At 70.9% G+C, this 25093-nt stretch carries 24 protein-coding genes and 1 riboswitch; of the genes, 15 read left to right on the top strand and 9 right to left on the bottom strand.

Translation table 11 applies throughout. The features are described 5' to 3' along the window. The first annotated feature begins 49 nt into the window (after nt 1-49). Nucleotides 50-1141 (top strand): glutamate--cysteine ligase, encoded by a 1092-nt coding sequence (locus tag AB0K82_RS02495; protein ID WP_364391787.1) that lies wholly within the window; start codon nt 50-52, stop codon nt 1139-1141. A gap of 26 nt (nt 1142-1167) precedes the next feature. On the opposite strand, the gene AB0K82_RS02490 is transcribed toward AB0K82_RS02495, so the two are convergent. The 3 genes from AB0K82_RS02490 to AB0K82_RS02480 all read right to left on the bottom strand — a co-directional run bounded on the left by AB0K82_RS02490 (nt 1168) and on the right by AB0K82_RS02480 (nt 3415). After that, the gene (locus AB0K82_RS02490; RefSeq protein WP_364391786.1) at nt 1168-2058 is read right to left on the bottom strand and encodes an alpha/beta hydrolase-fold protein; all 891 of its coding nucleotides are present in this window, start codon (nt 2056-2058) and stop codon (nt 1168-1170) included. A 76-nt stretch (nt 2059-2134) separates the two neighbouring features. Continuing rightward, nucleotides 2135-2401 carry a hypothetical protein gene (locus tag AB0K82_RS02485; protein ID WP_364391785.1) on the bottom strand — a complete coding sequence of 89 codons (267 nt, stop codon included), beginning with the start codon at nt 2399-2401 and terminating at the stop codon, nt 2135-2137. Between the two features lie 111 nt (nt 2402-2512). After that, the gene (locus tag AB0K82_RS02480; RefSeq protein WP_364391784.1) at nt 2513-3415 is read right to left on the bottom strand and encodes a cation diffusion facilitator family transporter; all 903 of its coding nucleotides are present in this window, start codon (nt 3413-3415) and stop codon (nt 2513-2515) included. Between the two features lie 96 nt (nt 3416-3511). On the opposite strand from AB0K82_RS02480, the gene AB0K82_RS02475 reads away from it, so the two are divergent. Further along, entirely contained in the window at nt 3512-3883 is a 372-nt protein-coding gene (locus AB0K82_RS02475; RefSeq protein WP_364391782.1) for a metalloregulator ArsR/SmtB family transcription factor, read from the top strand. 7 nt (nt 3884-3890) lie between these two features. Here AB0K82_RS02475 and AB0K82_RS02470 read toward each other — a convergent pair whose 3' ends face one another. Continuing rightward, nucleotides 3891-4502, bottom strand: coding sequence for a hypothetical protein (locus AB0K82_RS02470; RefSeq protein WP_364391779.1), 612 nt, complete (start codon nt 4500-4502; stop codon nt 3891-3893). Between the two features lie 141 nt (nt 4503-4643). Here AB0K82_RS02470 and AB0K82_RS02465 point away from each other — a divergent pair, with 141 nt between their 5' ends. From AB0K82_RS02465 to AB0K82_RS02455, 3 genes are all read left to right on the top strand, one after another. Then, nucleotides 4644-5777: an MFS transporter gene (locus AB0K82_RS02465; protein ID WP_364392141.1), complete on the top strand. Its 1134-nt coding sequence runs from the start codon at nt 4644-4646 to the stop codon at nt 5775-5777. 109 nt (nt 5778-5886) lie between these two features. Continuing rightward, the gene (locus tag AB0K82_RS02460) at nt 5887-6672 is read left to right on the top strand and encodes a serine/threonine-protein kinase (RefSeq protein ID WP_364391777.1); all 786 of its coding nucleotides are present in this window, start codon (nt 5887-5889) and stop codon (nt 6670-6672) included. A gap of 53 nt (nt 6673-6725) precedes the next feature. Next, nucleotides 6726-7226, top strand: a complete 501-nt coding sequence (locus AB0K82_RS02455; RefSeq protein WP_364391775.1) for a hypothetical protein — start codon at nt 6726-6728, stop codon at nt 7224-7226. A 71-nt stretch (nt 7227-7297) separates the two neighbouring features. Here the strand turns inward: AB0K82_RS02455 and AB0K82_RS02450 are convergent, their stop codons facing one another. From AB0K82_RS02450 to AB0K82_RS02440, 3 genes are all read right to left on the bottom strand, one after another. Continuing rightward, a complete protein-coding gene (locus tag AB0K82_RS02450; RefSeq protein WP_364391773.1) occupies nt 7298-8413 on the bottom strand; it encodes a methyltransferase domain-containing protein in 1116 nt (371 codons plus the stop codon). A gap of 220 nt (nt 8414-8633) precedes the next feature. Then, the gene (locus AB0K82_RS02445; RefSeq protein WP_364391771.1) at nt 8634-9119 is read right to left on the bottom strand and encodes a carboxymuconolactone decarboxylase family protein; all 486 of its coding nucleotides are present in this window, start codon (nt 9117-9119) and stop codon (nt 8634-8636) included. Nucleotides 9120-9197: 78 nt separating this feature from the next. After that, nucleotides 9198-9680 (bottom strand): carboxymuconolactone decarboxylase family protein, encoded by a 483-nt coding sequence (locus AB0K82_RS02440; RefSeq protein ID WP_364391769.1) that lies wholly within the window; start codon nt 9678-9680, stop codon nt 9198-9200. Between the two features lie 368 nt (nt 9681-10048). Between AB0K82_RS02440 and AB0K82_RS02435 the strand changes: the two genes are divergently transcribed. From AB0K82_RS02435 to AB0K82_RS02390, 10 genes are all read left to right on the top strand, one after another. Continuing rightward, entirely contained in the window at nt 10049-10702 is a 654-nt protein-coding gene (locus AB0K82_RS02435; RefSeq protein WP_364391766.1) for an NUDIX domain-containing protein, read from the top strand. A 431-nt stretch (nt 10703-11133) separates the two neighbouring features. Continuing rightward, nucleotides 11134-11343: a heavy-metal-associated domain-containing protein gene (locus tag AB0K82_RS02430; RefSeq protein ID WP_364391764.1), complete on the top strand. Its 210-nt coding sequence runs from the start codon at nt 11134-11136 to the stop codon at nt 11341-11343. A gap of 25 nt (nt 11344-11368) precedes the next feature. Next, entirely contained in the window at nt 11369-12286 is a 918-nt protein-coding gene (locus tag AB0K82_RS02425) for a hypothetical protein (RefSeq protein ID WP_364391761.1), read from the top strand. 29 nt (nt 12287-12315) lie between these two features. Beyond that, nucleotides 12316-14559, top strand: coding sequence for a heavy metal translocating P-type ATPase (locus AB0K82_RS02420; RefSeq protein ID WP_364391759.1), 2244 nt, complete (start codon nt 12316-12318; stop codon nt 14557-14559). Between the two features lies 1 nt (nt 14560). Beyond that, nucleotides 14561-14992 carry a DUF6153 family protein gene (locus AB0K82_RS02415; RefSeq protein ID WP_364391757.1) on the top strand — a complete coding sequence of 144 codons (432 nt, stop codon included), beginning with the start codon at nt 14561-14563 and terminating at the stop codon, nt 14990-14992. Between the two features lie 68 nt (nt 14993-15060). After that, the gene (locus AB0K82_RS02410; protein WP_364391755.1) at nt 15061-15657 is read left to right on the top strand and encodes a DUF305 domain-containing protein; all 597 of its coding nucleotides are present in this window, start codon (nt 15061-15063) and stop codon (nt 15655-15657) included. A gap of 97 nt (nt 15658-15754) precedes the next feature. Next, nucleotides 15755-16903 carry a permease gene (locus AB0K82_RS02405; protein ID WP_364391753.1) on the top strand — a complete coding sequence of 383 codons (1149 nt, stop codon included), beginning with the start codon at nt 15755-15757 and terminating at the stop codon, nt 16901-16903. A 103-nt stretch (nt 16904-17006) separates the two neighbouring features. Further along, nucleotides 17007-18881 (top strand): M64 family metallopeptidase, encoded by a 1875-nt coding sequence (locus AB0K82_RS02400; protein WP_364391751.1) that lies wholly within the window; start codon nt 17007-17009, stop codon nt 18879-18881. 404 nt (nt 18882-19285) lie between these two features. Then, nucleotides 19286-20479 (top strand): AbrB family transcriptional regulator, encoded by a 1194-nt coding sequence (locus tag AB0K82_RS02395; protein ID WP_364391749.1) that lies wholly within the window; start codon nt 19286-19288, stop codon nt 20477-20479. Between the two features lie 157 nt (nt 20480-20636). Next, nucleotides 20637-20775: riboswitch (cyclic di-AMP (ydaO/yuaA leader) on the top strand. A gap of 7 nt (nt 20776-20782) precedes the next feature. Then, complete coding sequence (locus tag AB0K82_RS02390) at nt 20783-21805, top strand: NlpC/P60 family protein (RefSeq protein ID WP_364391747.1); 1023 nt, start codon at nt 20783-20785, stop codon at nt 21803-21805. Between the two features lie 62 nt (nt 21806-21867). Here AB0K82_RS02390 and AB0K82_RS02385 read toward each other — a convergent pair whose 3' ends face one another. After that, on the bottom strand, nt 21868-22863 hold the full coding sequence (locus tag AB0K82_RS02385) for a hypothetical protein (protein WP_364391745.1): 996 nt from the start codon (nt 22861-22863) through the stop codon (nt 21868-21870). Between the two features lie 129 nt (nt 22864-22992). After that, nucleotides 22993-25065 (bottom strand): PQQ-dependent sugar dehydrogenase, encoded by a 2073-nt coding sequence (locus AB0K82_RS02380; protein ID WP_364391743.1) that lies wholly within the window; start codon nt 25063-25065, stop codon nt 22993-22995. Nucleotides 25066-25093 lie beyond the last annotated feature (28 nt).

Genomic DNA, 25093 nt, shown 5'->3' with positions numbered 1-25093 from the left:
TGCCATGGCTTTACTTTTCTGCCGCCAGAAAACAGCACAGTAGGTCATAGTGGATACGCGAACCGTGGGGGTGGAAGAGGAATTCCTCCTCGTCGACCCGAACAGTGGGAGGCCCCGTGCCGCCGCCGACGCCGTACTCCGGCGCGGGCCGCACGGCGGTGAGGGACTGCTGCAGCACGAGTTGCAGAGCGAACAACTCGAGACGGGCACCCGCCCGTGCTCGTCCATGACCGAACTCGCCGACCAGATCCGCGTCCAACGCCACGTCGCGGCGGCGGCCGCCCGGAACCAGGGGGTGGCGATCGCCGCGCTCGGAACCTCCCCCCTGCCGGTACGGCCGACGGTCACGCCCGAGGAGCGCTACGTGCGGATGGCCGGGGAGTACGCCCTCACCGCCGCCGAGCACCTGATCTGCGGGTGCCACGTCCACGTCGCCGTGGAGTCCCCCGAGGAGGGCGTCGCCGTACTCGACCGGATCCGTCCCTGGCTCCCGACCCTGCTGGCGCTGAGCGCGAACTCCCCGTTCTGGCAGGGCACGGACAGCGGTTACGCCAGCTACCGCCGGCAGGTCATGGGGCGCTGGCCGTCGTCCGGCCCGACCGAGCTGTTCGGCACGGCGGCGTGCTACCGGTCGGCCGTCGAGGAGATGCTGGACACCGGCGCGATCCTCGACGAGGGGATGGTCTACTTCGACGCCCGGCTGTCCCGCCGCTACCCCACGGTCGAGATCCGGGTCGCCGACGTCTGCCTGCTGATGGACGACACCCTGCTGGTGGCCGCCCTGGTCGGCGCGCTGGTGGAGACGGCCGCGCGGGCCTGGCGGGCCGGTGAGCCGGCGCCGCCGGTGCGCACGTCCCAGCTGAGGCTCGCCACCTGGCGGGCGGCCCGCTCCGGGCTCCGGCACGACCTGGTGCACCCGCTCACCGGCCGTCCGGCGCCGGCCGAGTCCGTCGTACGGGCGCTGGTCGAGCACACCGCGCCGGTCCTGGCGGAGACCGGTGACCTCATCACGGTCGAAGGTCTCCTGCTCGGCGTGCTCAAACGGGGCAACGGCTCCGAGCAGCAGTGGGACGTTCACCAGCGGACCGGCGACCTGTCCGAGGTGGTCGCCTACGCCGTCACCCGAACGCTGGAGTCCTGAGAACGCTCGGGTCCCGAGAACGTCTCTCAACGGAGGTGATCACCGAGGAAGGCGAGCTGATCCGGCAGGTGCCGCAGCCAGAACGCGCCGTCGTGGCACCCGCCGCTCATCCCCCCTTCGGGGCGCAGCCGCTTCCGGAACCGGCGCACCATCGGCGCGAACGGGTCGCTGGTTCCGCAGTCCACTCGCGTCGGCACGCCCCTCAGCCGGCCGAGTCCGGCGAACACGTCACTCCGCGCGAAGTCGGCGGCGTCGTCGAAAGCCCGGTGGTTCGTCCGGCGGGCGTCGTCGTAGGAGGGGAAGAGTGCCGGTGAGGAGGCGACGGCGGCGGCCATGCGGGGGGCGCCGACCGTCTCGGCCAGCAGGAGCGCGCCGTAGCCGCCCATCGACCAGCCGATCACCCCGAACCGGTCCGTCGAGGCGCCCTGCCGGCCCAGCCGGGGCAGCAGTTCCTCAGTGATCATGCCGAGCGGGTCGTCGCCGCTCTTCCTCCGGTGCCAGTACGTGTCGGGGCCGCCGTCCACCGCGACGAGCGCGAACGGCGCGACCGCGCGGGTGCGCACGACGTCGGTCAGGTACCGGTCGAGCCGGAGGCCGTTCGCGGCCGACACCGCGGAGCCGCCGTTGCCGTGCAGGGCGACCACGACCGGAAGGCGCCACAGCGACCGGACGCCGGCGGGGAGCACGACGACGGCCGTGACGTCGGTCCCGCGCCGGCGGGAGCGAAAGGTCTGCTGCTGGACGATGCCCGGTGTGCGCGGCGGGGACGGCAGGGACCCGCAGCGCCCGAGGGCCCGGTCGAAGGACACCTTCCCCGGCAGCACGTCCTCCTCGACGAGGACGGCGCCGACCCCTCCCGCGACGGCCACCGCGCCGAACCCGGCGCCGCCGAACAGGAAGGCACGTCTGGACACCATGCGAACCGCCTCTCGCCGTGGCTTCAGCAGAGAAGACGTCCGCCGGCGGCCCGGGGTTCACCCGGAGGGCGGCCCCTCAGTCCCGGGGGCGCGGGGTGCCGTCGGGGTTGGTGTCCGGTGCGTGTTCGTCGGTCAGGCCCGCCTCGCGGGAGGCCGTACCGGGCCGGGTCTCGACGCCGGACAGCGGATCGCCCTGCCGGGTGCCCTCGGCCTCGGTGTCGTACCCCTCCCCCGCGCTCATCGTGCCGGGGACCACGCGCTCCTGCGGCTGAGCCTCATGGCCGGAGTGCGCGCCCACGCCGCGGTCGGGCTCCGGCGGGCGGTCTTTGCCGGTGTCGCTCACGATCACTCGCCTCCTTCTGGGTCTTTACCTGCACCCCTTCGCGGCGCTGCGTGTACCCGCACGAACCAGGCGGAAACACCCAGTGACGATCTCGGACGGCGTCCGGCGCCCTCAGGCCACGCCCGCCGACCGGGTGGCGTGGGCGTGGGCGTGCACGTCACCGGCGTCGGGCACGGCGACGCGCACCGCGCGTTCCACCTCGGCGTTGATCCCGTCGGCGTCCAGGAGGCTGAGGCCGTCGTCGAGGCGGGTCTCGACCTCGACGGCGAGGGTCCGGCCCATCCAGCGCGCCCGGACCTCGGCCGCGCCAACGCCCGGAACCCCGGCGGCGGCCGTCCGCGCGGCCTCCAGGTGGTCGGGGTCGACGCCGTCCATCAGGCGGTGCACGAGGTCGCGGGTGACCTCCACGCCGACGTGACCGATGAACAGCGTGACGGCCAGCCCGGCCACGGGGTCGCCCCAGCGGTACCCGGCGGCCACGAGCGCGAGGCCGACCAGCGCGCCCAGCGAGGAGATCGCGTCGAGCCAGGAGTGCTTGGCGTCGGCGATCATCGTCGCCGACCGGATCCGGCGGCCGACCCGCAGCTTGTACCGGGCGACGATCTGGTTGCCGACGATGCCGAGCGCCGCACCGACCATGCCCAGCCCGGCGTCGGTCGTCGCCGTGCCGCCGACGAGCTTGTGGTAGCTCTCGTACCCGGCGAACAGCGCGCTCGCCCAGATCACCAGCGCCACACCGAGCCCGGCCAGGTCCTCCGCCCGCTCGTAGCCGTACGGATAACGGGCCGTCGCGGGCCGCCGGGAGATCCAGAAGCCGAGGAAGACCACCGCCGACGTCGACACGTCGGACAGGTTGTGCAGGCCGTCGCCGAGCAGCGCGACCGAGCCGGTGACCAGGGCCAGGACGATCTCGATGAGGGCGGTCACCGACAGACCGGCCGCCGAGACGGCCATGGCCCGGTTGGCCGCTCTCCGGTCGGCGGCCTCGTCACGCTCGACGACGGCGGATGGCACGGTGGCCCGCTCCTCTTCTCCCGGCGCGTGGTCGTCTCCATGATAAGTGATCGCGTGAATAGGTGTTCACATATTCCCCGTGGTTACCATGGCGACATGGGACACGGCGTTGACGGACACAGGACCCCGACCGGGCCGATCGACGCCGACCTGGCCAAGAGCGTCGCCGAGACCATGCAGGCGCTGGCCACCCCCAGCCGGCTGCGCATCCTCAGCCGCCTCCGGGAGGGCCCGTGCTCCGTCGGCGAGCTCGCCGACGCCATCGACATGGAGCGCTCCGCCGTCTCCCACCAGCTCCGCTACCTGCGCCATCTCGGCCTGGTCGTCGGCGACCGCCACGGCCGCAGCATCGTCTACCAGCTCTACGACAACCACGTCGCCACGCTGCTGGACGAGGCGATCAACCACATCGAGCACCGGCGCCTCGGCGTCCCCGACCTCCCCCGGCGCGGCGCCGCCACCGCCTGACGGGGGGTCAGGCGGCCGCCGACAGCCGGGCGGCCAGGAGGGCCCGTCCTTCGACGATCAGCCGGTCCACCTCCGCGGCGTCGTACCACTCGCCGTACGGGTGGCCGGCGACGGCCAGCTCGTGGAGGTGGATGAGCGAACCGACGTGCCGGGACAGCCGGTGGCAGGCCCACTTCACCGACGTCTCGGCGTTCGCCCGCTCCAGCGCGGCCGGAGCGTCGGCGATCTCCTCGACGATGAAGTCGCGGTTCGGCGCGAGCCCGGGATCGGCCAGGATGCGCCCGACCGGCACCGCGGCCGCCGCCTCGTCCCCCGCGAGCCGGCAGATCCGCGCCTCCAGCGCGTCCATCGTGACGACCGGCGACCAGACGTTGTAGTTCGGCGACGCGCCCGGCACCGGCACCGCCGAGGTCACGGACCGCAGGATCTCCAGCGCCTCGGTCTCCCGCTCCAGCGCCCAGAGGTACCTCGCCAAGTCGGCCTGCTCGTACAGATCCTTCATCCGGGTGTGCGACCACCGCCGGGTCAGGGACGTCTTGACCTTCGCGACGTAGCGGTTGGTCTCACCGGTGGGAGAGGCCGCGGGCGGCGGTGTCACCGGCGTAGCGCTCCTGGGCATGCCTCGCATTGTGGCCCGCCCCGCCGACAGAAAAGTCGATCATCGCGGGAAAAGGGCTTCTCCTCCGGGGTGCCGTGGTCGTACGCTGCCGCCATGAGACGACGACATTGATCTTCAACTGCGTCGAGACTCGCGCGCAGGCTGTACGCCTACGCGTTCCTTGAGGACTTCGTCCTGCTGTACCCGGTCTACGCCGTGCTGTTCGCGAAGGCCGGGATGTCCGCCGCCGCGATCTCGTCGCTGTTCGTCATCTGGTCGGTGAACTCCTTCGCGCTGGAGATCCCCACGGGGATATGGGCGGATCTCTTCTCCCGCAGGTCGCTGCTCACGATCGCGCCGCTCCTCACCGGCACGGGCTTCGCGCTGTGGACGTTCGTCCCGTCGTACCTCTCGTTCGCGCTCGGCTTCGTGCTCTGGGGCGCGGGCGGCGCACTGCGCTCGGGCGCCCTCCAGGCCCTGGTGTACGAGGAGCTGACGCGGTCCGGCGCGTCGAACGCCTATCCACGCGTCATCGGCCGGACCCACGCCATGGGCATGCTGGCGGTGTCGGCCGCGACCGCGCTGGCCGGACCGGTCCTGGCCGTCGGCGGATACCCCGCCGTGGGCGTCGCGAGCGTGGCCGCCTGCCTCCTCTGCGCGGCGGCCGCCCGCACGCTGCCCGACTCGCGGGGCCACGCCGAGCGAGGTCCGGAGTACCGGCAGGTGGTGCGGGACGGCCTCGCCGAGGTCCGCCGCGCGCCGTCGGTCCGCCGGTCGCTGCTCATCGTCTCGGTGCTGACGGGCGTCGCCGGCGCCCTCGACGAGTACGTCCCCCTCCTCGCCCGGTCGACCGGCGCTCCCGCGTCCGTCGCGCCACTGCTGGTCCTGCTGGTCATGACCGGGATGACGGCGGGCGGCTGGCTCGCCGGGCGCGGCACGCGATGGACCGCCCCCATCCTCGCCCTCGCCGCCGGATGCCTCGCCCTCGGCGCGGCGAGCGGCCGGACGGCAGGGATGACGCCCGTCGCCCTCGCCTTCTGCGCCTTCGAGTGGGCGATGAGCAACGCCGACGCGCGGCTGCAGGACCAGATCGGCGACGAGTCCCGGGCGACCGTCACCTCGCTCGCCGGCTTCGGATCGGAGGTCGTCGCGGTGCTGACCTACTCCGCCTACGCGCTCGGCTCCGCCTGGGCGGGCCCCGGCCCGCTCTTCGCCCTCGCCGCCGTCCCTCTGCTGCTCGTCGCGGCGGTGCCCGCCGGGAACCGACCGGAACCCGAACAGGTCGCGGAACGATGACGGTCCGCTCGCCGTCGGACAACGGCCTTGCGCGCGGTACCGCACTGATGCAAGGTCGGTAACGCACTCCGGCGGGGCGGAGTCCGGGGCGGCGGGAGGAGAGTACGGGGTGGGAGGCGAGTATCGCGCCGGAGATGTGGTCGACGGCCGATTCGTCCTCAAGGAACAGCTCGGCTCCGGCGGGATGGGCACGGTCTGGCGCGCCCACCACCGGCACCTGGAGATCGACGTCGCGCTGAAGCAACTCCTCATCCCCGCGACCGACGCCGCGGAGATCCCTGAGGAGCCCGCGGCGCGCGCCCGCCGCGAGGGCCGTACGCTCGCCCGGCTGCCGGCGCATCCGAACATCGTGTCCGTACGCGACCTGATCACCGTCGACGGCATCCCCTGGCTGGTGATGGACCTCATCGAGGGACGCTCACTCAAAGAGACCGTCTTCCGGGACGGCCCGCTCACCGACGAACGCACCGCCGCACTCGCGGAGCAACTGCTCACGGCTCTCCGGTTCGTGCACGACCACGGCGTACTGCACCGGGATCTCAAGCCGGGCAACATCCTGATCGACTCAGGGGACACGCGCCGTTCCGCCGCGACAATCCGGGTGCGACGGTTCACGCCACGCTCTATGAGCGCCCGCTGTTCGAACCGGCTTCGGGGACGCTGGCCGAGCTCATCGAAGACCTCCTGGCGCCCGCCGCGACCGACCGCCCCTCGGCGGAGGAGGCCCTGGACCGCCTCCACGCCATGCGAACGCCGGTCCCGGCCCAGCCTCCCGCGACCGAGGCCGGACCCGGCGAGGCAACGGACGTTAGCCCATCCGGGCAGGGTGCGGCCGGCGTATCGGCCACCTCGCCGGAGCTTCCCGCCGACACCCGCGAGGACCGCCTGGCAGTGACGGGGCATGTCGGATCGGCGGACGCCCCCGAGCCACGGCGGTGGTGGCCTTTCATGGTCCGCTCGACGCTGGGTCTGCTGGCGTTCCTCCTGCCGTTGACCCTGGGAATGGGCACCGCCCATCCCGCCGCGGGCGGGTCCTACCTCACCGGAGCATTCCTGCTTCCCCTGGGCATCGCGGCCATCGTGGCCGTCGCCGGAATGAGGGTCACCCGCTGCGCGGGAGTGGTCGCGCTGCCGCTGTTCACCGAGGCGATCGTGCTCGTGGTCGGCCTTCCGGCCGGATTGCTCGTGGGAGCGCTCGTCGGAGACTTCTTCGCGGGAGCCGTCCTCGGCGGCGCGGCCTTCGGCGTGCTCGGCGTCAACGTCGGAGGAAGCGCTCTCAAGGAGGACCTCGAGTCGTGGGGCATCGCCACGGGCTCGACTCTCTTCGTCGTCGCCGTGTGGGTCGCGTTGGTCGAGACGGTGGGGTACCTGACCCAACACTGGGCCGCCCACAGCGCCGTCGGCTTCCTCAACACCTGGGCCGGCGGACTCGTCCACCTCCTCGGCTGACACCCTCACAGCCGGCGGACGTGTCACGCCTTGCGATGCCTACCCTTTGGCGTGGCCTCTCCGAGAGCCGATCAGCGGATCGGACGGTCAGGTGAGTCAAGCCAGAACCGCTGGTCTCCGCCGGCGGTAACGGTGATGCCGAGACGTTCGAGACCGGGACGTCCGGCGCGCAGCCAACCGAGGTAGGCCGCTTCTGCCTCATCCCACAGCCGCCGTGGACCGTACTGCTCGACCTCGAACCGTGCCGCTCCCGGCCTGTAGTCGACGGCCGCCCACGACTCGGCGCGAGGGCCGCTCTCCAGCAGCCAGTGCACGATGAGACCGTCCGAATCGGGAGCCCAGCTCAGGGCATCCACGTTCCGAAGACGCGCGGACAGCCACACGCCGACCGCTCCCCCGTGGACGGGGGCGATCGTGTGCGGGTCCAACCGGGTCGTGGAGATCTCACCGTCGAGTTCGTTCTTCCACGGCCACTCGGCCCGGACGTCACGCTGCGTGCGCATGCGCATGTACCAGGCTTCTCCGACGAACCGACCGATCGCGGTGCCGTCGTCGAGGACGTCAAGACGGGTGATGAGGCCGGTCCCGAATTCGGCGTCGAGGGGAAGCACGATGACGCCGCCCGGCCGGGTCTGTTCGATCCATGCGCCGGGAACCGACCGGACCCCGCAGGTGACGTGCACTCGATCGAACGGAGCGCCGTCCGACCACCCCGCCGCACCGTCGCCGACGACCAGGCGGGGGGACAAACCGACCCGGTCCAGGTTGGCGACGGCGGTCGCGGCCAGGGCGGGATCGACTTCGATCGATGTCACACCGGCGTCGCCGAGACGTGCGGCGAGCAGACCCGCCGTCCACCCCGTTCCGGTGCCGACCTCCAGCACCCGGTGATGGGCACGAAGGTCGAGAGCCCCCAGACCGGCGAAGACCACACTGGGCGCCGAACACGCACAGGTCTGCTCCGTCGCACGCCGAGCGGTCTCCGCGGTCAGTGGCGTGTCACCGTCGTCGATCTGCGTGACGATGGGGCTGTCGTCCGCCACCGCCGCCGCCCATGCCTGGGGATCGGCCCGCTTGTCGATCCATCGATCGGCGCTCGCCAACGCGGCGTCGGGGATGAAGAAGCGACGAGGCGCGCGCTTCAACGCGGCCCGCCACTCCGCGTCGGGAGCGAAAGGGGCCAGCACCTCGACATCGTCCACACCGTGTGGAGAACCGACACTCGATCGAGGATCCCCCCCGGCGGTCTGACCCGCATGCGTCATTCCCGTCGGCTCGCATGCCCTGACGGTAACCCCGGTCGGCGCTCATCGCCCCGCTCTTTCGTCGGCGATCTCGGCAACCCCGTGAGGTGTGCGGCCCGGCCGGATCGGGTGATCCTGGGCCGGGCCGCGATCGGTCTGCCGGTCAGTTGGCCATGCCAGCGAACTGGCCGGGCTGGTAGGAGCCGCCGGGGTTGCGCACGATCACGTTGAGCCGGTTGTTGGCGTTGATCATGGCGATCAGGGAGACCAGGGCGGCGATCTGATCGTCGTCGTAGTGCTCGCGCACCTTCGCCCAGGTCTCATCCGACACGCCGGGGTGGGCGTCGGCGATCCGGGTGCCCTCCTCGGTGAGCGCCAGCGCCGCGCGCTCGGCCTCGGTGAACACCGTCGACTCGCGCCAGGCGGCGACCAGGTTCAGCCGGGTCGAGTCCTCTCCGGCGGTGGTGGCGTCCTTGGTGTGGTAGTCGACGCAGAAGCCGCAGCCGTTGATCTGGCTGGCGCGCAGCATCACCAGGTTCTGGGTGGCCTCGGGCAGCGGCGACTGGACGATCGCCAGGGCGACGTTGTAGATCCGCTTGGCGATCTTGGCGCCGAGCTCATTGGTCATCAGGTCGAAACGGGGTTCCATGACGTGGTCCTCACTCTGGGGGGGTGGGCATCGTGCGGGTGGTTCGCGCGGCGTCGTATGAAGCGGCCGTGCTCGTGGTCACCCGAGGTGGCCGGGCTGGTAGTCGCCGCCGCGCTGGCCGACGATGACGGCCATGCGGTTGGTGGCGTTGATGAGGGCGATCAGCATCACCAGATCCGCGAGTTGGTCCTCGTCGTGGTGCTTGGCGGCGTTCGCCCAGGCCTCGTCGGTGACGCCACCGGCCGCGTCGGCGATGCGGGTACCCTGCTCGGTCAGTTCCAGGGCGGCGCGCTCGGCCTCGGTGAACACCGTGGACTCACGCCAGGCCGCGACCAGGTTGACGCGGGTCGCGTCTTCCCCGGCGTGCGCGGCGTTCTTGCTCCACACATCGGTGGCGTAACCGTCGCCGTTGATCTGGCTGGCGCGCAGCAGCACCAGCTTCTGGGTCGCGGCGGGCAGCGTCGACTCCTGGAGGATCGTCTTGCTCGCCGAGCCGAAGTGCTGCGCGGCCTTGGCCGCGGTCGCGGTCGGGTTGCCGAAGAGGTTCAACCGAGCGGTCATCGCGTGCTCCTTGCTGTGGTAGCCGGTCGAACAAGAGATGTCGGCCACCCGTTTCCTGTGACGGTGACGTGCGCCACAAGCGGCCGAGCCGGTCCGGGGACTCCGATTCCTCACCACGTTCTTCAACGCGCCGGGAGGGGTGAAAGAGCGGTCTGGAGCCCGTTGGCCCGGGGGTGTTGCGAATCGAACGATCCACACCCCCCAGGCCAACGTTTCGGCACGAGGGGGTTCGGCCGCGCACCGGTTGGGGGTTGCAGAGACCGGCGCAGACCGGACCGTCCTCTTAGTCGCACTTGAGCGGCAGAGGCAAGACGAAACCAAAAGACACCGAATGTCGGCTACCTGCCGACTACTGCCAGGAGGCAATCATGATTCTTCCTGAGCCCTTCATAGACCCGAGCGTCCTCGAAGGCATCAAAGCCGGCGCGAGCTGGGCCGACTCCAGGGACGTGACCGAGATCGACTGGGTGAAGCGCCGGCTCGACGCCTGGATCGACTTCGACGTGATCAACGGGCGCCCCGTCAAGCCGGGCAAGTCGACCGGCAAGCGCCAGGGCCGGTACATGCTCGGGCACTGGGGGGAGGCGAAGGCCGCCGACGCGGTGGTGTTCGTGTTCGACCGGAACGGCCGCCGCTGGATCGTCATGGTGGAACGCGCCGACGGCCACGGCTGGGCGGTGCCCGGCGGCTACGTCGATCCCGGCGAGAGCGCCCTCCAGACCGCGGTACGCGAACTGGGGGAGGAGACGGGGCTGAAGCTTCCCGGCGCCTCGTGGACCGAGACGGAGGCGCGCCCTGTGCCCGACCCCCGCGAATCCGACGAGTCGTGGATGGTCACTAAGCCGTGCGTGGGGGACGGGGGTGTCGTCGACCGGCTTCCTTCGCTGAAGGGCCAGGACGACGCCAAGCAGGCCGTCTGGGTGCCCGCCGACAGCTACGACGAGCTCGTCGAGTACCTCGACCGCGTCCACGGCGGCAAGGTGTTCGCCGCGCACGTCGACATGCTGCGCTCGCTTCTGTAAGGGCGAACGCCCACTCGATCGGCCCTCCGCACCGCAACGGTGCGGAGGGCCGATTCTGTCTGACGGAGGTGACGCGTCGCGCCGGCGCCGTGATCTGCGGCTCATCACGCTCGCCCACGTCTCGACGCGCTGCTCTTCGATCTCGGCCGGCATCTTGGCCACGTCAAGGTGCACGTTCACGCGAGGCATCGACCCACTCCCCCGGTGACGCTCCGCCGCGGCGCCGCTGAGCCCCATCGCGAATCCTTCGCCCCGGATTTTGGTCGCTCTGGCGACAGAGATCCGGGGCGCTGTCGGCCGTACGTCGACACTGGCGCATACCCCCCGCCCGTATGCTATGGTCACCGACATGCCCTACCGGGGGTGGGTATAAGTTGAGGACTGACCGGAAATCCGGTCACGAACGGCGTACAGCGTGTGAGGAGAACGAGATGACGACCACCGAGTACAAGGTCAAGGGCATGACGTGCGGCCACTGCGTCTCGAGCGTGACGGAGGAGGTCAGCTCCATCGAGGGCGTCACCGACGTCAAGGTCGATCTGGCCTCGGGCCTGGTCACCGTCTCCAGCGCCGCCCCGCTCGACGAGAAGGCGGTACGGGACGCGGTGGACGAGGCCGGCTACGAAGTCGTCGATTCCTGAGTCTCGGCCGGAGGAGGAAACAGCGATGAACGTCCCGGCCAGGCTCGGAATCTTCGGTCTCGGGCTGGCGGTGGTGTTCGGCGCGGCGATGGGGGCCGGTCGACTGACCGGCCCCGTCGGGGCCGAGACGAAAGCGAGCGCCGCACACGGCGGCATGAAGGAGAGCAGCGGTATGGAACACGGTGAAGCGGGGCACGGCGGTCACGGGAGCATGGCGCCGGGCGGGCTGCTGGTGTCGGACCGGGGTTACACGCTCACCACGGTGCCCGCCGCGACGGACACGTTCGCCTTCCGGATCGTCGGGCCGAACGGGCGGGCGGTGACGGCGTTCGACCCGCAGCACGACAAGCGGATGCACCTCATCGTCGTTCGGCGTGACCTGTCCGGTTTCCGGCACGTGCACCCGACGATGGACGCGGACGGCACCTGGCGGGTCGCCTCCCCGCTGAGCGGGCCGGGCACGTACCGCGCGTTCGCCGATTTCAAACCCACCGGCGCCGATCCGCTGACTCTCGGCATCGACGAGACCGTCGCGGGCGACGCCGCGCCCCGGCCGCTGCCCGCCCCGGCCACCACCGCCACCGTCGACGGTTACACCGTGACGCTGACGGGGACACTGGTCGCGGGCCGGTCGAGTCGGCTCGACATGACGATCAGCCGGGACGGCCGGCCGGTCACCGATCTGCAGCCCTACCTGGCCGCGTACGGACATCTGGTGGCGCTGCGGCAGGGCGACCTGGCCTACCTCCACGTCCACCCGGACGGCGAGCCCGGCGACGGCAAGACCAAGCCAGGGCCGGCCATCACCTTCTACGCCGAAGCACCGTCCGTCGGCACCTACCGTCTCTACCTGGACTTCCAGCACGAGGGCACGGTGCACACCGCCGAGTTCACCGTCACGGCGGGCGCGAGCGACACGACCTCCGGCGATCACCAGCACTAGAACGCGACCATCCCGGACAAGGAGGGGTGATGAGCAGCACCACGAGCACGGCACCCGAACGAGTCGAACTGGCGATCGGCGGGATGACCTGTGCCTCGTGCGCGAACCGCGTCGAGAAGCGCCTCAACAAGCTCGACGGCGTCACCGCGACCGTCAACTACGCCACCGAGAAGGCCAGTGTCAGCTTCGGCCCGAATCTCACCACCGAGGACCTGATCGCCCAGGTGGAGAAGGCTGGCTACACCGCCGCCCTCCCCGTCGCGGCGGAGCCGGCCGAGGAGGAGCCGAGCGAGGACGCCCCCGTACGGGCGCTGCGCGACCGGCTCGTCATCAGCGCCGCGCTGGCGATCCCGGTGATCCTGCTGGCGATGGTCCCGGCGCTGCAGTTCCGGTACTGGCAGTGGGCGTCGCTGACCCTGGCGGCACCGGTGCTGGTGTGGGGCGCGCTGCCGTTCCACCGCGCGGCGTACAAGAACCTCAAGCTCGGCACGGCGACGATGGACACGCTCGTGTCGCTGGGCACGATCGCGGCGTTCGGCTGGTCGCTGTACGCGCTGTTCTTCGGTGACGCCGGCGAGCCCGGCATGCGGCACCCGTTCACCTTCACGATCGAGCGCTCCTCCGGCGCCGGCAACATCTACCTGGAGGTCGCCGCCGGGGTGACGGTGTTCATCCTGGCCGGGCGCTACTTCGAGGCCCGGTCGAAGCGCCGCGCCGGCGCCGCCCTGCGGGCGCTGCTGGAGATGGGCGCCAAGGAGGTCGCCGTCCTGCGCGGCGACCGCGAGGAACGGATCCCGGTCGAGCAGCTCAAGACCGGCGACCGGTTCGTCGTACGGCCCGGCGAGAAGATCGCCACGGACGGCGTCGTGGTCGAGGGCGGCTCCGCGGTGGACATGAGCATGCTCACCGGCGAGTCCGTGCCCGTCGAGGTCGGGGTCGGCGACGCGGTCGTCGGCGCCACCGTGAACGCGGGCGGCCGGCTCGTCGTCGAGGCGACCAAGGTCGGCTCCGACACGCAGCTCGCGCAGATGGCGCGGCTGGTGGAGGACGCGCAGAACGGCAAGGCGCAGGTGCAGCGCCTGGCCGACCGGATCGCCGGGATCTTCGTGCCGATCGTCATCACGCTCGCCGTGGCCACCCTCGGGTTCTGGCTCGGCACCGGTGGCAGCGTCGCGGCGGCCTTCACCGCCGCGGTCGCGGTCCTCATCATCGCCTGCCCGTGCGCGCTCGGCCTGGCCACGCCGACCGCCCTCCTGGTCGGTACGGGGCGCGGCGCCCAGCTCGGCATCCTGATCAAGGGGCCCGAGGTGCTGGAGTCGACCCGGCGGCTCGACACGATCGTGCTGGACAAGACCGGCACGGTCACGACCGGCAGGATGACGCTGACCGACGTGGTGACCGCCGAGGGCCAGGACGCCGACGAGGTGCTGCGGCTGGCCGGTGCGCTGGAGGACTCCTCCGAGCACCCGATCGCCCAGGCGATCGCCAAGGGCGCCGTGCAGCGGGTCGGCGCGCTGCCCCGGCCGGAGGACTTCGCCAACGTCGAGGGCCTCGGAGTCCAGGGCGTCGTTGACGGCCACGCGGTCCTGGTCGGCCGTACGCGACTGCTGGAGGAGTGGTCCCAGCACCTGCCCGCCGAGCTCGAACGCGCCAAGGCGGCGGCGGAGGCCGCGGGCCGGACGGCCGTCGCGGTCGGCTGGGACGGCGAGGCGCGCGCGGTCCTGGTCGTCGCGGACACGATCAAGGACACCAGCGCCGAGGCGATCACCCGGCTGCGCGGGCTCGGCCTGACGCCGATCCTGCTGACCGGCGACAACGAGGCGGCGGCCCGCGCGGTCGCGGTCGAGGCCGGCATCGACGAGGTGATCGCGGAGGTGCTGCCCGCCGACAAGGTCGACGTCGTCAAGCGGCTGCAGGGCGAGGGTAAGGTCGTGGCGATGGTCGGGGACGGTGTCAACGACGCGGCGGCTCTGGCACAGGCGGATCTGGGCCTGGCCATGGGCACCGGCACCGACGTGGCCATCGAGGCGGCCGACCTCACGCTGGTGCGCGGCGACCTGCGCGCCGCGGCGGACGCCATCCGGCTGTCCCGCCGGACGCTGGGCACGATCAAGGGCAACCTCTTCTGGGCCTTCGCCTACAACGTGGCCGCCCTGCCGCTGGCCGCCGCCGGCCTGCTCAACCCGATGCTGGCCGGTGCCGCGATGGCGTTCTCCAGCGTGTTCGTGGTCAGCAACAGCCTGCGGCTGCGCCGCTTCGAGGCGGCGCGCTGAGATGCGGGCCAGGGGCCTGGGCGGCGGGCAGCACCGGTCCGGCGCTTCGGCGCCGGGCGGTCTGCTGCTCCTGGCTCTGACGCTGCTCGGCCTGTTCGCGATGCACGGGTTGCAGGCGACGGCCGGTCCGACGGACACGCACGCGTCCGCCGTCCTCATGGCCATGTCCGGGACGGATCACCCGGAGGCCGAGGCCGGGCATCACCCGGCCTCGGCGCCGTCGCACGCCCCGTCCGGCCGGCACGACCACCCCGGCGGCCAGATGTGCCTGGCCCTGCTGGTACTGGCCACGCTGCTGATCCTGGCCGCCGCCTTCGTCGGGCGCCGCGACGCGTCCGGTGCGCCGGGCCGTCCGCTCGGACGAGGACACGAGGCCCAGGGCCGGGCCCCGCCCCGACCGTCCATCTTCCAGCTCTCCGTACTCCGGCTGTGACAGGCGTCCGGGTCGCCGATGACCCGCACGCCCACTCAGCACGTCCGAATACGGAAGGTAGAAGATCGATGAAACGCGTCCACTTCCTGCTGGTCATCCCGGCCGCCGCGCTCACCCTCGCCGCGTGCGGCGGCAACGGCGACGACTCCGGTCACCACTCCATGAACGGTCACTCCATGGGGCCCGGCATGAGCATGAGCTCGGCCCCGGCCGGACATGACGCCCAGGACGTGATGTTCGCGCAGATGATGATCCCGCACCACCGGCAGGCGGTCACCATGGCGCGGCAGGCCGCCACGAAGGCGTCCGCGCCCGAGGTCAAGCGGCTCGCCGCCCAGATCGAGAACGCCCAGCAGCCAGAGATCGACAAGATGACCGGCTGGCTGAAGGACTGGGGAGCGGCCATGCCCTCGCCCGGCGGCATGCACATGGGCGAGGGGATGATGTCCGAGCGGGACATGAAGAAGCTCGACTCGCTGTCCGGCAAACCCTTCGACCAGGCGTTCCTGGAGATGATGATCAAACATCACCAGGGCGCCGTCGCCATGGCCCGGACCGAGCGGGCCCAGGGCTCGAACGCCGACGCCAAGGCCCTCGCCGGCTCGATCATCAGCTCGCAGAGCACGGAGATCGCCATGATGCGGAACCTGCTGACGCACAGGTGACCAGTAGGGGCGGCCGATCACGGTCGGCCGCCCCTCATCCGCCCGTGTTCCGCGTGTCCTCGGTGGGGCACCACCGTTCGGTGATGGAGGGAAGGCGATGAGCGCGATCGGTCACGCGCTGGCGATCACCGGGTCGATGACCTGGGAGATCCTGTGGGCGCTGATCCTGGGGTTCCTGCTGTCCGCGATCGTCCAGGCGGTGGTGCGGCGATCGACGATCGTCCGGCTGCTCGGCGACGGGCGGCCTCGTACGCTCGCGACCGCCACCGGGCTGGGCGTGGCGTCGTCGTCGTGCTCGTACGCGGCGGTCGCGCTGGCGCGCTCGCTGTTCGTCAAGGGCGCGAGTTTCATCGCGGCGATGACGTTCGAGATCGCCTCGACCAACCTGGTGGTCGAACTCGGCATCATCCTGGCGCTGCTGATGGGCTGGCGGTTCACCGCGGCGGAGTTCGTCGGCGGGCCGATCATGATCGTGGTCCTCGCGGTGCTGTTCCGGCTGTTCCTCCGGGAGCGGCTGCTCCGTGCCGCCCGCGAGCAGGCCGAGCGCGGCGTCGCCGGCGCGATGGAGGGCCACGCGGCGATGGACATGTCCGTCCAGCGGCAGGGGTCGTTCCGGCGCCGGCTGCTGTCCGGGGAGGGCTTCACGTCGGTGGCGCACGTGTTCGTCATGGAGTGGGCGGCGATCCTGCGGGACCTGGTCATCGGGCTGCTGATCGCCGGGGCGATCGCCGCGTGGGTGCCCGACTCGTTCTGGCGGCACTTCTTCCTCGTCGGCCATCCGCTCGCCGCGAAGCTGTGGGGGCCGCTGGTCGGTCCGCTCGTCGCGGTGATCAGCTTCGTCTGCTCGATCGGCAACGTCCCGCTGGCCGCGGTGCTGTGGAAGGGCGGGATCAGCTTCGGCGGCGTGGTCGCCTTCATCTTCGCCGACCTGATCATCCTGCCGATCATCCTGATCTACCGGAAGTACTACGGCACCCGGATGGCGCTGTTCGTCACCGGGACCTTCTACGCGGCGATGGTCCTCGCCGGCTACCTGGTCGAACTGCTCTTCGGCGTCACCGGCCTGATCCCGGAGAAGCGGCACGCCGCGGTGATGGAGCACGGGATCTCCTGGAACTACACCACCTGGCTGAACATCGCCTTCCTCGTCCTCGCGGCGGTCCTGCTGGTCCGGTTCGTCCGTACGGGCGGGCTCCCGATGCTGAAGATGATGGGCGGCTCCCCCGAGGCCGAAAACCATCACTAAGGGACCCCAGCCCCACTTCCGGCCAATTTCGCATAAACACGACATTCGACCTCCTTCGTGATTCATCATGATCCACGAGTGAAGATCACCTTGGGAGGTCTTGATGTTGAGGCGTACAGTCGTCGCGGCGACAGCGATGATCGCGCTCGCCGCGCCGGCTCTCACCGGGCACGTACGAGAGGCTCGCGCCGCCGACGTCGGCAGGGCCGAAGTCGTACCGGTCCAGATCACCGGTGCTCCGGCGAAGCGGTTCAACCTCGTGGTCCTCGGCGACGGCTACACCGACGCCGACATGCCGAAGTACCGGCAGGACGTCGACCAGGAGATCAGCACGCTGTTCGCGTTCGAGCCGTTCAAGTCCTACCGCAGCTACATCAACGTCTACCGGGTCGAGATCGTCTCGGGCGAGTCGGGAGTGAGCTGCGACCCCGACCTGAACGCGCCCAGGCGGACCACGCCGCTGAGCATGAAGTTCTGGAGCGGCTGCTCGTCCACCGGCATCCAGCGGCTGCTGGTGATGGACAACGCCGCCGCCCAGAAGTACGCGAACATGGTCACCGGGACCAGCGCCGCCAACCGGCAGATCGTGGCCCTGGCGAACAGCGGCACGTACGGCGGGGCGGGCGGGACGTACGCCACGGCGTCGGGCAGCAACGCCATGTCGTCGCTGATCATGCCGCACGAGATCGGGCATTCGCTCGGCGGCCTCCAGGACGAGTACAACTACTACCAGCGAGGCGTTCCCGGCGGGGCCTACACCGGCGGCGAGCCGGACTCGATCCACCACACCCTCCTCACCGAGGACCAGATGCGCCGGCAGAAGGCGAAGTGGTACCGCTGGCTGGGCGAACGGAGCACGTCGGGCGGGCCCATCGGCCGCTACGAGGGCGGGATGTACGACACCACGGGCGTCTGGCGGCCCAGCGCGCACTCGATGATGAAGACCCTCGGATACGCCTATGACCAGGTCGAGCGCGAGAGGATGACCCAGGCGATCTCCGCCAAGCTCAACCTGATCCAGGACAACACCCCGACCACGGCCCCCATCGGCGCCGACCGCGTGGTCTGGCTGGAGACGCTGCACCCCGTCGACCACACGCTCGACATCACCTGGGCCCTCGACGGCAAGAAGGTGGCGGGCGGCAGGGACAACCACAACCTCGACCTGTCGCGGCTACCGATCAAGCCGGGCACGCACACTCTGACCGCCAAGATCGTCGACCCGACCGACTTCGTCCGCGACCCGGCCGTCCGCGACTCCGCCGCCCTCACCCAGACCCGTACCTGGACGGTCGACACGACCGCGCCGAACCCCACGGAGACCACCGCGGCGGGCTTCACCGAGTCGACGCCGACCGGCGCCCCCGTCGGCGCGAACGACGTGATCTATGCCGAGACGACGCACCCCGCGACGTCCGTGCCCGCCGTCCGCTGGAGCCTCGACGGCAAGAAGGTGACGACCCCGGGCAACGACCGCGACCTCGACCTGGGCCGGTTGCACCTCGCCTCCGGAACGCACACGGTCACCGCCCGTGCGGTCGACCCGGCCACCGGTGCCACGTCCGAGCCCCTCACCTGGACGGTCGACGCGCAGCGACCGACCGTCTCCGCGGTGTTCTCCACACCGGCCGCCAAGCAGGGCAAGGAGTACGTCTTCGACAATGAGTTCACCATGAAGCTGAGCCCGTCCGATGACGCCACCGGCGCCACGCTGGCCGAGTTCCAGGTCGACAGGGACGGCTGGTTCCGCTACTTCGGCTGGCCGACCGACTCGACCGCACCGTTCCGGTTCACGCCGCTGGGGACCAAGGTCGACGACCTCATCTACGGCAAACTCGGCACGCCCGCTCGCGCGGTGGCCTGGGAGAACGTGCCGCCCGGTTACGGCCACCACACGATCGAGTACCGCGCCATCGACGCGGCCGGGAACGTCGGAAAGACCACGAAGGTCGACGTGATCCTCCGCAACACCCACTGAGCGAGAACCGCTCGGCAGAATCGGCCGAGTTTGATCGGCCGAGCCCGTTCCGGGCCCCCGACGCCGGGGCCCGGAACGGCCCCGGCGGGGAGTCCGTCCCGCGACTGTCGCCGTCGAAGCACGCAGATTCCGACGCAAGCGGCCTCGCCCCGTGCCCTCCTCGTTCCGCGGTCCCGGCCCGCATCACATGCGGCGCTTGACACGCCGACCCGAGCACCGCAATTCCGGAATCACGCTAGATATGACTGAATACCAGGCATTCCGTCGGGACTTTGCCGGGAGCGCGGGCTGAGCGACCCGCCGTTGGCCTGACGCGCCACCGGGCCCGGCATTCATGGGGCATTGCATTCGCCTGCATAACCATCAACGACCGCATCGGCGGACAGATTGAACGTGTGTCGTCGATGGGGAGGGTACGCGCCCGGGTCACGGGCGGCCGGCCAGGCGTGCCGGCGGGACACGGTCCGGCCTGGGGCTGGTGCGCCGTCGTCGGCGCCGCGTTCCTGGCCGGGGCGGCGGCACACGCGGCCGGCGTGCCGGCGCCGTACCTGCTCGCCGGACTGCTGGTCGGTGTCGCGCTCGCGCTGTCGGGCCTGGTCACCACCGCCCTCCCCCGGCCCGCGTACCGCGCGTCGCAGGCGCTGGCCGGGGTGCTGATGGGCGGGTACATCCACCCGGCGGCGCTGCGCGCGGCCGCGCCGTCGATGCTCCCCCTCGTCGTCGTCACCGTGGCGACCGTCCTGCTGAGCGTGGGGGTGGCCCGGCTGCTGGAGCGGTCCCGGCTCCTCGACCGGCCGACGGCGACGCTGGCCACGGTGCCGGGTGGCGCCGCCGCGATGCTCGCGGCCTCGGACGAACTCGGCGCGGACACCCGCCTGGTGGCGCTCGCCCAGTACTCCCGAGTCGGCATCGTCGCGGCCACCGCTCCGCTGGTCGTCCCGCTGCTCGGGCCGACCGCGCCCGCGGTGTCGGGCGCCGGTGAGCCGCGCTCGCCGCTGAGCCCGCAGATGCTGCGGCTGGTCGGCGGGCCCGACCAGCCGGCGGGCCTCCTGGTGCTGTGCGCCGTCGCGGTGCTCGGCGTCCAGGTGGGACGGCGCCTGCGGCTGCCCGCGCCGGTCGTGCTCGGCCCGATGCTGGTGACCGTGGTGGCGACGTTCTCCGGCGCGGCGCACGGGTTCCGCCCGACCGGCCTGCTGCAGACGCTCGTGTTCGCCTGCATCGGGCTGGAGATCGGGCTGCGGTTCACCCGGCCCTCCCTCCGGCACGCGCGCCGGGCACTGCCCTGGATCGTGGCCGGCACGGTCGCCGTCAGCGTCGCCTCCGCGCTGCTCGCGTGGCTGCTCGCCGCGGTGACCCGGCTGTCGTTCGCCGACGCCTACCTCGCCACGACGCCCGGCGGCATCAACGCGGTGCTCGCGACGTCGGTCGCGACCAACGCCGACGTCGGGCTGATCTCGAGCGTGCAGAGCCTGCGGCTGTTCGCCGTCGTCTCGCTCGCGCCGGTCCTGGTCCGCCTCACCTTCGTACGGAGCGGCCGCCGGCCCGGATCCGCCGCGGCGGAGGCGGCGGAGCCCCGGTCCCTGGCGGGCCGATCCTGAGCGGTTCCGACGCGATATGTCCGATTCGTGATCTACCGCGACTCTCGCGGAAAGTAAGAGCCGTCGCCGTAAAACGTTAACGAAACGTTGATTGGCAGAGGACGCCCGATCACCCCTAAACTACGGAAAGCCCGGCTGCCCCCGGCTTCACACGAAGCACAGCCGTCCGCCGAATCCCTCTTGGGACCCGGGAATCATCAGTTGTCGAGGCGCGTCCGGAGCCGAATGAGGTTCCGGCCGGGCGGCTCCGGCCCGAGCCCGACGCGCTGCCCCGGTAGGCGGCAAGGAGAGGAGTAGGACTCTGTGGCGCCCTCCAACCCGATGACCTCCACGCGCGCCACCGGCCGGTCGCGGTTCCGCCGATCGCTCCGGATCTGCGCCGCGGCCTCGCTGGCGATCACCGTTTCGCTGACGACGGCCGGCGTCGCCGACGCCGCCCCGAAACCGTCGGCGGCCGCCGCGAAGAAGGAGCTGGCCAAGCTCAATCCCCAGCTCGACAAGAAGGTCGACCAGTTCAACAAGACCAAGACCGAGCTCGACGCGGCCAAGAAGCGGCTCAAGGTCCTGAAGGCGCAGAAGCAGGCCGAGCAGACCACGTACGACCAGCTACACGCGCGCGTCGTACAGCTCGTTGCGAACCAGTACAAGACCGGCCAGTCCGACCCGGCCACCGCCGTGCTGGCCTCGAAGAACCCCGACCAGGCCCTCGACCAGATGTCGACGTTCACGCACCTGGCGAGCAACCGGGGCCAGGAGCTGACCGCCTTCCTCGCCTCCACCCAGCGGCTCCGGCGCGACCTCGCCGCGGTGCAGGCCACGGTGCAGGACATCTCGCAGAAGGCCGCGAAGCTCAAGTCGCAGAAGCAGTCGCTCGAGAAGCAGATCGCCAAGCAGCAGAAGCTGTCCAAGCAGGCCGGCGAGTCGAAGGCCGCCTCCGGCGGCAAGGTCGGTGGGACCTACACCGGTCCCGCCTCCGGCTCGGCGCGCACCGCGCTGAACTACGCCTACGCCCAGCTCGGCAAGCCGTACGTCTACGGCGGCACCGGCCCGAACGGCTATGACTGCTCCGGGCTGACGATGATGTCCTGGCGCGCGGCCGGGGTCAGCATCCCCCGCGTCGTCCCGGACCAGTACAACGCGACCCACCGCGTCGCCCAGAGCGACGTGCAGCCCGGCGACCTCGTCTTCCTCAGCGGCAATGGGCACGTCGGGATGATGGTCGACAGCGGTCACTTCATCCACGCCCCGCGCACCGGTGAGAACGTGATGGTCAGCCCCCTCGCCGGCTACTGGCAGGGCCAGCTCGTCGGCTTCGGCCGTCCCTGACGACGCCGACGCGCGGTGAGCCGGGGGGCGGCTCACCGCGCGGTTCGGTGCGGTTCGGATGATCAGTGCCGGCCGGACACCGCCCGGTGGTACTGCTGCCAGACCTCCTTGTCGGTCACGGCCCGGTTGAGGAACATCAGGCCGTCGAGCCGGCAGTCACAGGCGTTCTTCTCGGCGGTGTTCTGGGGGAAGCTCCCGCCGATCTTGATGCCGCGCGAGTCGGCCGACGAGGTGACGTGCTTGCCCGGCGTCCCGACCTCCCAGGGGTCGCCGGCCGTCGTGTAGAAGCCGTCCAGCGGCTTGCCGTTCTTGTACAGCTTCATCGTGCCGTGGTCGTAGTCGTACGACGCCGCCAGGAACACCCACTCGCCGATCGGCAGGACGCTCTGCCAGTCCTCGCTCGCGGCGAACGTCTGCGACTTGCCGCCGTCGATGCGGCGGCCGAGGGCGACCACGCGCATCGTCCCCGACACGTCGATCACCTCGAGCAGCGCCCGTACGTCATGGCCCTGCGAGTCGCCGCTGAGCAGGCCCGCCAGCCCGACCGCGTTGTAGTAGTCCGACGGGTTCGCCGTCTCGGAGTTGGGCGCCGGGTTCGGGCCGGTCATCTTGAACCAGCCCATGATGGAGGCTTCCTTGGCGCCGCTGAAGGCGTGCAGGGACGGCACGCCGGTCGCCGAGTAGACCCCGGCCTTCCAGTCGTCGTTGCCCTTGGCCGCCGGGTTGACCTGCTTCGTCTGGATCGAGTAGCCGCCGCCCGGGAACGCGCTGTCCCGTACGCGCATGGCGGCCCCGCCGTTGATCAGGTTGATGGTCGTGCCGGAGAACCCGCGGTCGCGCTCCTGCGCGGGGTGGCCCGGCACGGGGTGCTCGAAGTCGTAGTACGAGACCAGGTTGGGGCGCAGGCTCGGCAGCACCTTCGACAGGGCCTGGTCGTGGCCCCGCGCCGCGCCGGTGTCCGCCTTGGCCGCGGTCGCGGCGAGCGGCCCGCAGACCAGGGCCGCGACGGCGACCGCCGCCAGGCGCCGGGACCGTACGGCCGCGCTGAGATGTCCCATCGTTCCCTCCACGTGCGTCTGGGGGTCCCGGCGGCCACCGTCAGGGGGGTGACGGTGACCGCCGGGAGTGCGCTGGGGCCCGGGCCGCCGCCCGGCCGCCGGACCGGCGGGCGGCGGGCCGGCCCCCGGTCAGTCGCCGACCGCCGTGCCGGTGACCGTGAAGTTGCGGACCCGGCCGGTGTTGTCGAACGACCCGAACCCGACCCGGCCGGACGCGAGGGTCTTGTCGACCGCCGTCATCCGCGGGTCCTTGGAGTGGTCGAGGTACACCGCGATCTCACCGGTGTCCACGTGCCGGATCACGGTCACGTGATGCCACTTCATGTCGGTGATCGACGGCTCGGCGCCGCGCGAGCGCAGGGGGTCCCACTGGTCCTCGATCCGTAGCCGGTCGGCGTTGTCGACCAGGAAGATCCCGTTGTGCGGGTAGATCGAATTGTCCTGCGACAGGTGCGCGTAGTAGAACTGCGTGTCCGACTGATAGCCGAACACGATGATCACATCGCGGTTGGTGACGTCCGTCGGGGTGTCGATCCGCACGTCGGCGTCGATCCGCTCGGTGCCGAACTTCGGCCCCTTGCCGAGCACCGCGTACTCATACGGGCGACGCGGGCCGGGCCGCTCCGTGCCGGCCTCGGCCAGGATCACCTGGTTCCCCGCGAACTTCCACTTCGACGGGGTGACCGGCGCCCAGTTCTTCGCGCCCGCCGTGCCACCCACGTGGGTGTGGCCGACCGGACCCGCGGCGAAGTGCCGGGTGCCGACGACCTTCCAGATCTTGCCGTTCGCCTTGGAGAGCAGGTAGAGCTCGCCCTTGCTGTCGCGGCCGAAGCGCAGGTCGACGCGCTTGTCGCCGGCGAACTGCTGCATCGTCAGCCGGTTGCCGTTCGTGTCGAACGTCTGGAGCTGGTGGATCGCCGCCCGCGGGGCGCCGCGGCGCATCTGGCTCTGCTCGGTGTAGTAGACGGCGCCGTCGACCAGGTCACCGAAGACGTACTTGCCGTACAGCTCGGGCAGCTTGTGGCCGCGGTAGACGTACCCGCCGGAGATCGCCTTGCCGATGTCGCTGCTGCAGTTCCAGCCGGCCGGCGGGTCGTGGTCGTAGGCGGCCACCGGGTAGTCGTAGCCGTACTTCGCGTCGTCCTCGGGCAGCGTGTACAGGTCGCAGCGGTCGTTCTTCACGAAGGTGTACGGGCCCTCGCGGTTCGGCCAGCCGGCGTTGTCGCCGGCGCGGATGTCCCAGACACCCTCGATGGCGTGCTCACCGATGTGGCCGAGGAACAGCTGGTGACTGCCGCCGGTGTCCCAGCTGAAGCGGTGCGGGTCGCGGAAGCCGAGGGCGAAGATCTCCCCGAGTGCGCCCGCCTTGCCGACGAACGGGTTGTCGGCCGGGATGCCGTACTTGCCGTTCGCGCTGTTGTTCCCGTGCGGGTCGATCCGCAGGAGCTTGCCCTGCGGGACGCCGAGGTTCTGCGGGTCGTTGTTGCCGGCGGCCTGGCCCATGCCGCCGTCACCGGCGGCGATGTAGAGCTTGCCGTAGTCCTTGTCGCCCCGCTTGGCGTTCGGGTTGAAACCCATTTCCTGGATGCCGTGGATCTGCCCGCCGAAGCCGAGCCGGAGGACCTCACGGTGCGTGCCGTGGAAGGTGTCCGCCTTCGGATCGTCGGCGGTCCACTCGTCGATGACACCGTGGTAGATGGTGCCCGCCTGCGGCGTCAGGTCGGGGACCTTGGTGGTGCTGGAGGCCAGCTCCGTGTGGATGGTGTAGAACTTCCCGTTCGTCCGGAAGTCCGGGTCGAAGGCGACGATGCCGAAGCCCTGGCCGAGGCCGCGCCCGGAGAAGAAGTACTGCTCGAACTGCGCCTTGACGTCGAGGTAGACGTGCGGCTGGCCGTTCCGGACGATGTACAGGTTGCCGTTCAGGTCCGGCACGTACATGCGGCCGGAGCCGTCCGGCACCTCACCGATGTAGTTGATCCGGTCCCAGCGCACGAGGCGGGCGTCGACGGGCGCGGGAACCGGGTCGGACTTGGGGAACTGCGCGTACTCCTGGAGGACGAGCCCCAGGTCGGAGGTGATCGGTCGTTCGGGGATCGGGTCGGTGACGGGAGTTTCGTCGGCGAGCGCGGCCTGCTGGGGCACCGAGAACAGAGCCGCGAGTAGAGCGACGGTCGTCAGAAGGCACCATCTGAACTTCGTCATTCTGCCACCCATGGGGTCGATAGGCGGA

Origin of the sequence: Actinoallomurus sp. NPDC052274 (genome assembly GCF_040679475.1) — a bacterium.
Lineage (GTDB): Bacteria > Actinomycetota > Actinomycetes > Streptosporangiales > Streptosporangiaceae > Actinoallomurus > Actinoallomurus liliacearum.
This window is presented reverse-complemented; position numbering and strand designations above follow the sequence as displayed.

Bases quoted from the DNA above. Each gene is read 5' to 3' on its own strand.
- AB0K82_RS02490 (WP_364391786.1), bottom strand. From the start codon at position 2,058: ATGGTGTCCAGACGTGCCTTCCTGTTCGGCGGCGCCGGGTTCGGCGCG.
- AB0K82_RS02475 (WP_364391782.1), top strand. From the start codon at position 3,512: ATGGGACACGGCGTTGACGGACACAGGACCCCGACCGGGCCGATCGAC.
- AB0K82_RS02470 (WP_364391779.1), bottom strand. From the start codon at position 4,502: ATGCCCAGGAGCGCTACGCCGGTGACACCGCCGCCCGCGGCCTCTCCC.
- AB0K82_RS02455 (WP_364391775.1), top strand. From the start codon at position 6,726: ATGGTCCGCTCGACGCTGGGTCTGCTGGCGTTCCTCCTGCCGTTGACC.
- AB0K82_RS02445 (WP_364391771.1), bottom strand. From the start codon at position 9,119: ATGGAACCCCGTTTCGACCTGATGACCAATGAGCTCGGCGCCAAGATC.
- AB0K82_RS02440 (WP_364391769.1), bottom strand. From the start codon at position 9,680: ATGACCGCTCGGTTGAACCTCTTCGGCAACCCGACCGCGACCGCGGCC.
- AB0K82_RS02435 (WP_364391766.1), top strand. From the start codon at position 10,049: ATGATTCTTCCTGAGCCCTTCATAGACCCGAGCGTCCTCGAAGGCATC.
- AB0K82_RS02430 (WP_364391764.1), top strand. From the start codon at position 11,134: ATGACGACCACCGAGTACAAGGTCAAGGGCATGACGTGCGGCCACTGC.
- AB0K82_RS02425 (WP_364391761.1), top strand. From the start codon at position 11,369: ATGAACGTCCCGGCCAGGCTCGGAATCTTCGGTCTCGGGCTGGCGGTG.
- AB0K82_RS02420 (WP_364391759.1), top strand. From the start codon at position 12,316: ATGAGCAGCACCACGAGCACGGCACCCGAACGAGTCGAACTGGCGATC.
- AB0K82_RS02415 (WP_364391757.1), top strand. From the start codon at position 14,561: ATGCGGGCCAGGGGCCTGGGCGGCGGGCAGCACCGGTCCGGCGCTTCG.
- AB0K82_RS02410 (WP_364391755.1), top strand. From the start codon at position 15,061: ATGAAACGCGTCCACTTCCTGCTGGTCATCCCGGCCGCCGCGCTCACC.
- AB0K82_RS02405 (WP_364391753.1), top strand. From the start codon at position 15,755: ATGAGCGCGATCGGTCACGCGCTGGCGATCACCGGGTCGATGACCTGG.
- AB0K82_RS02400 (WP_364391751.1), top strand. From the start codon at position 17,007: ATGTTGAGGCGTACAGTCGTCGCGGCGACAGCGATGATCGCGCTCGCC.
- AB0K82_RS02395 (WP_364391749.1), top strand. From the start codon at position 19,286: ATGGGGAGGGTACGCGCCCGGGTCACGGGCGGCCGGCCAGGCGTGCCG.
- AB0K82_RS02385 (WP_364391745.1), bottom strand. From the start codon at position 22,863: ATGGGACATCTCAGCGCGGCCGTACGGTCCCGGCGCCTGGCGGCGGTC.
- AB0K82_RS02380 (WP_364391743.1), bottom strand. From the start codon at position 25,065: ATGACGAAGTTCAGATGGTGCCTTCTGACGACCGTCGCTCTACTCGCG.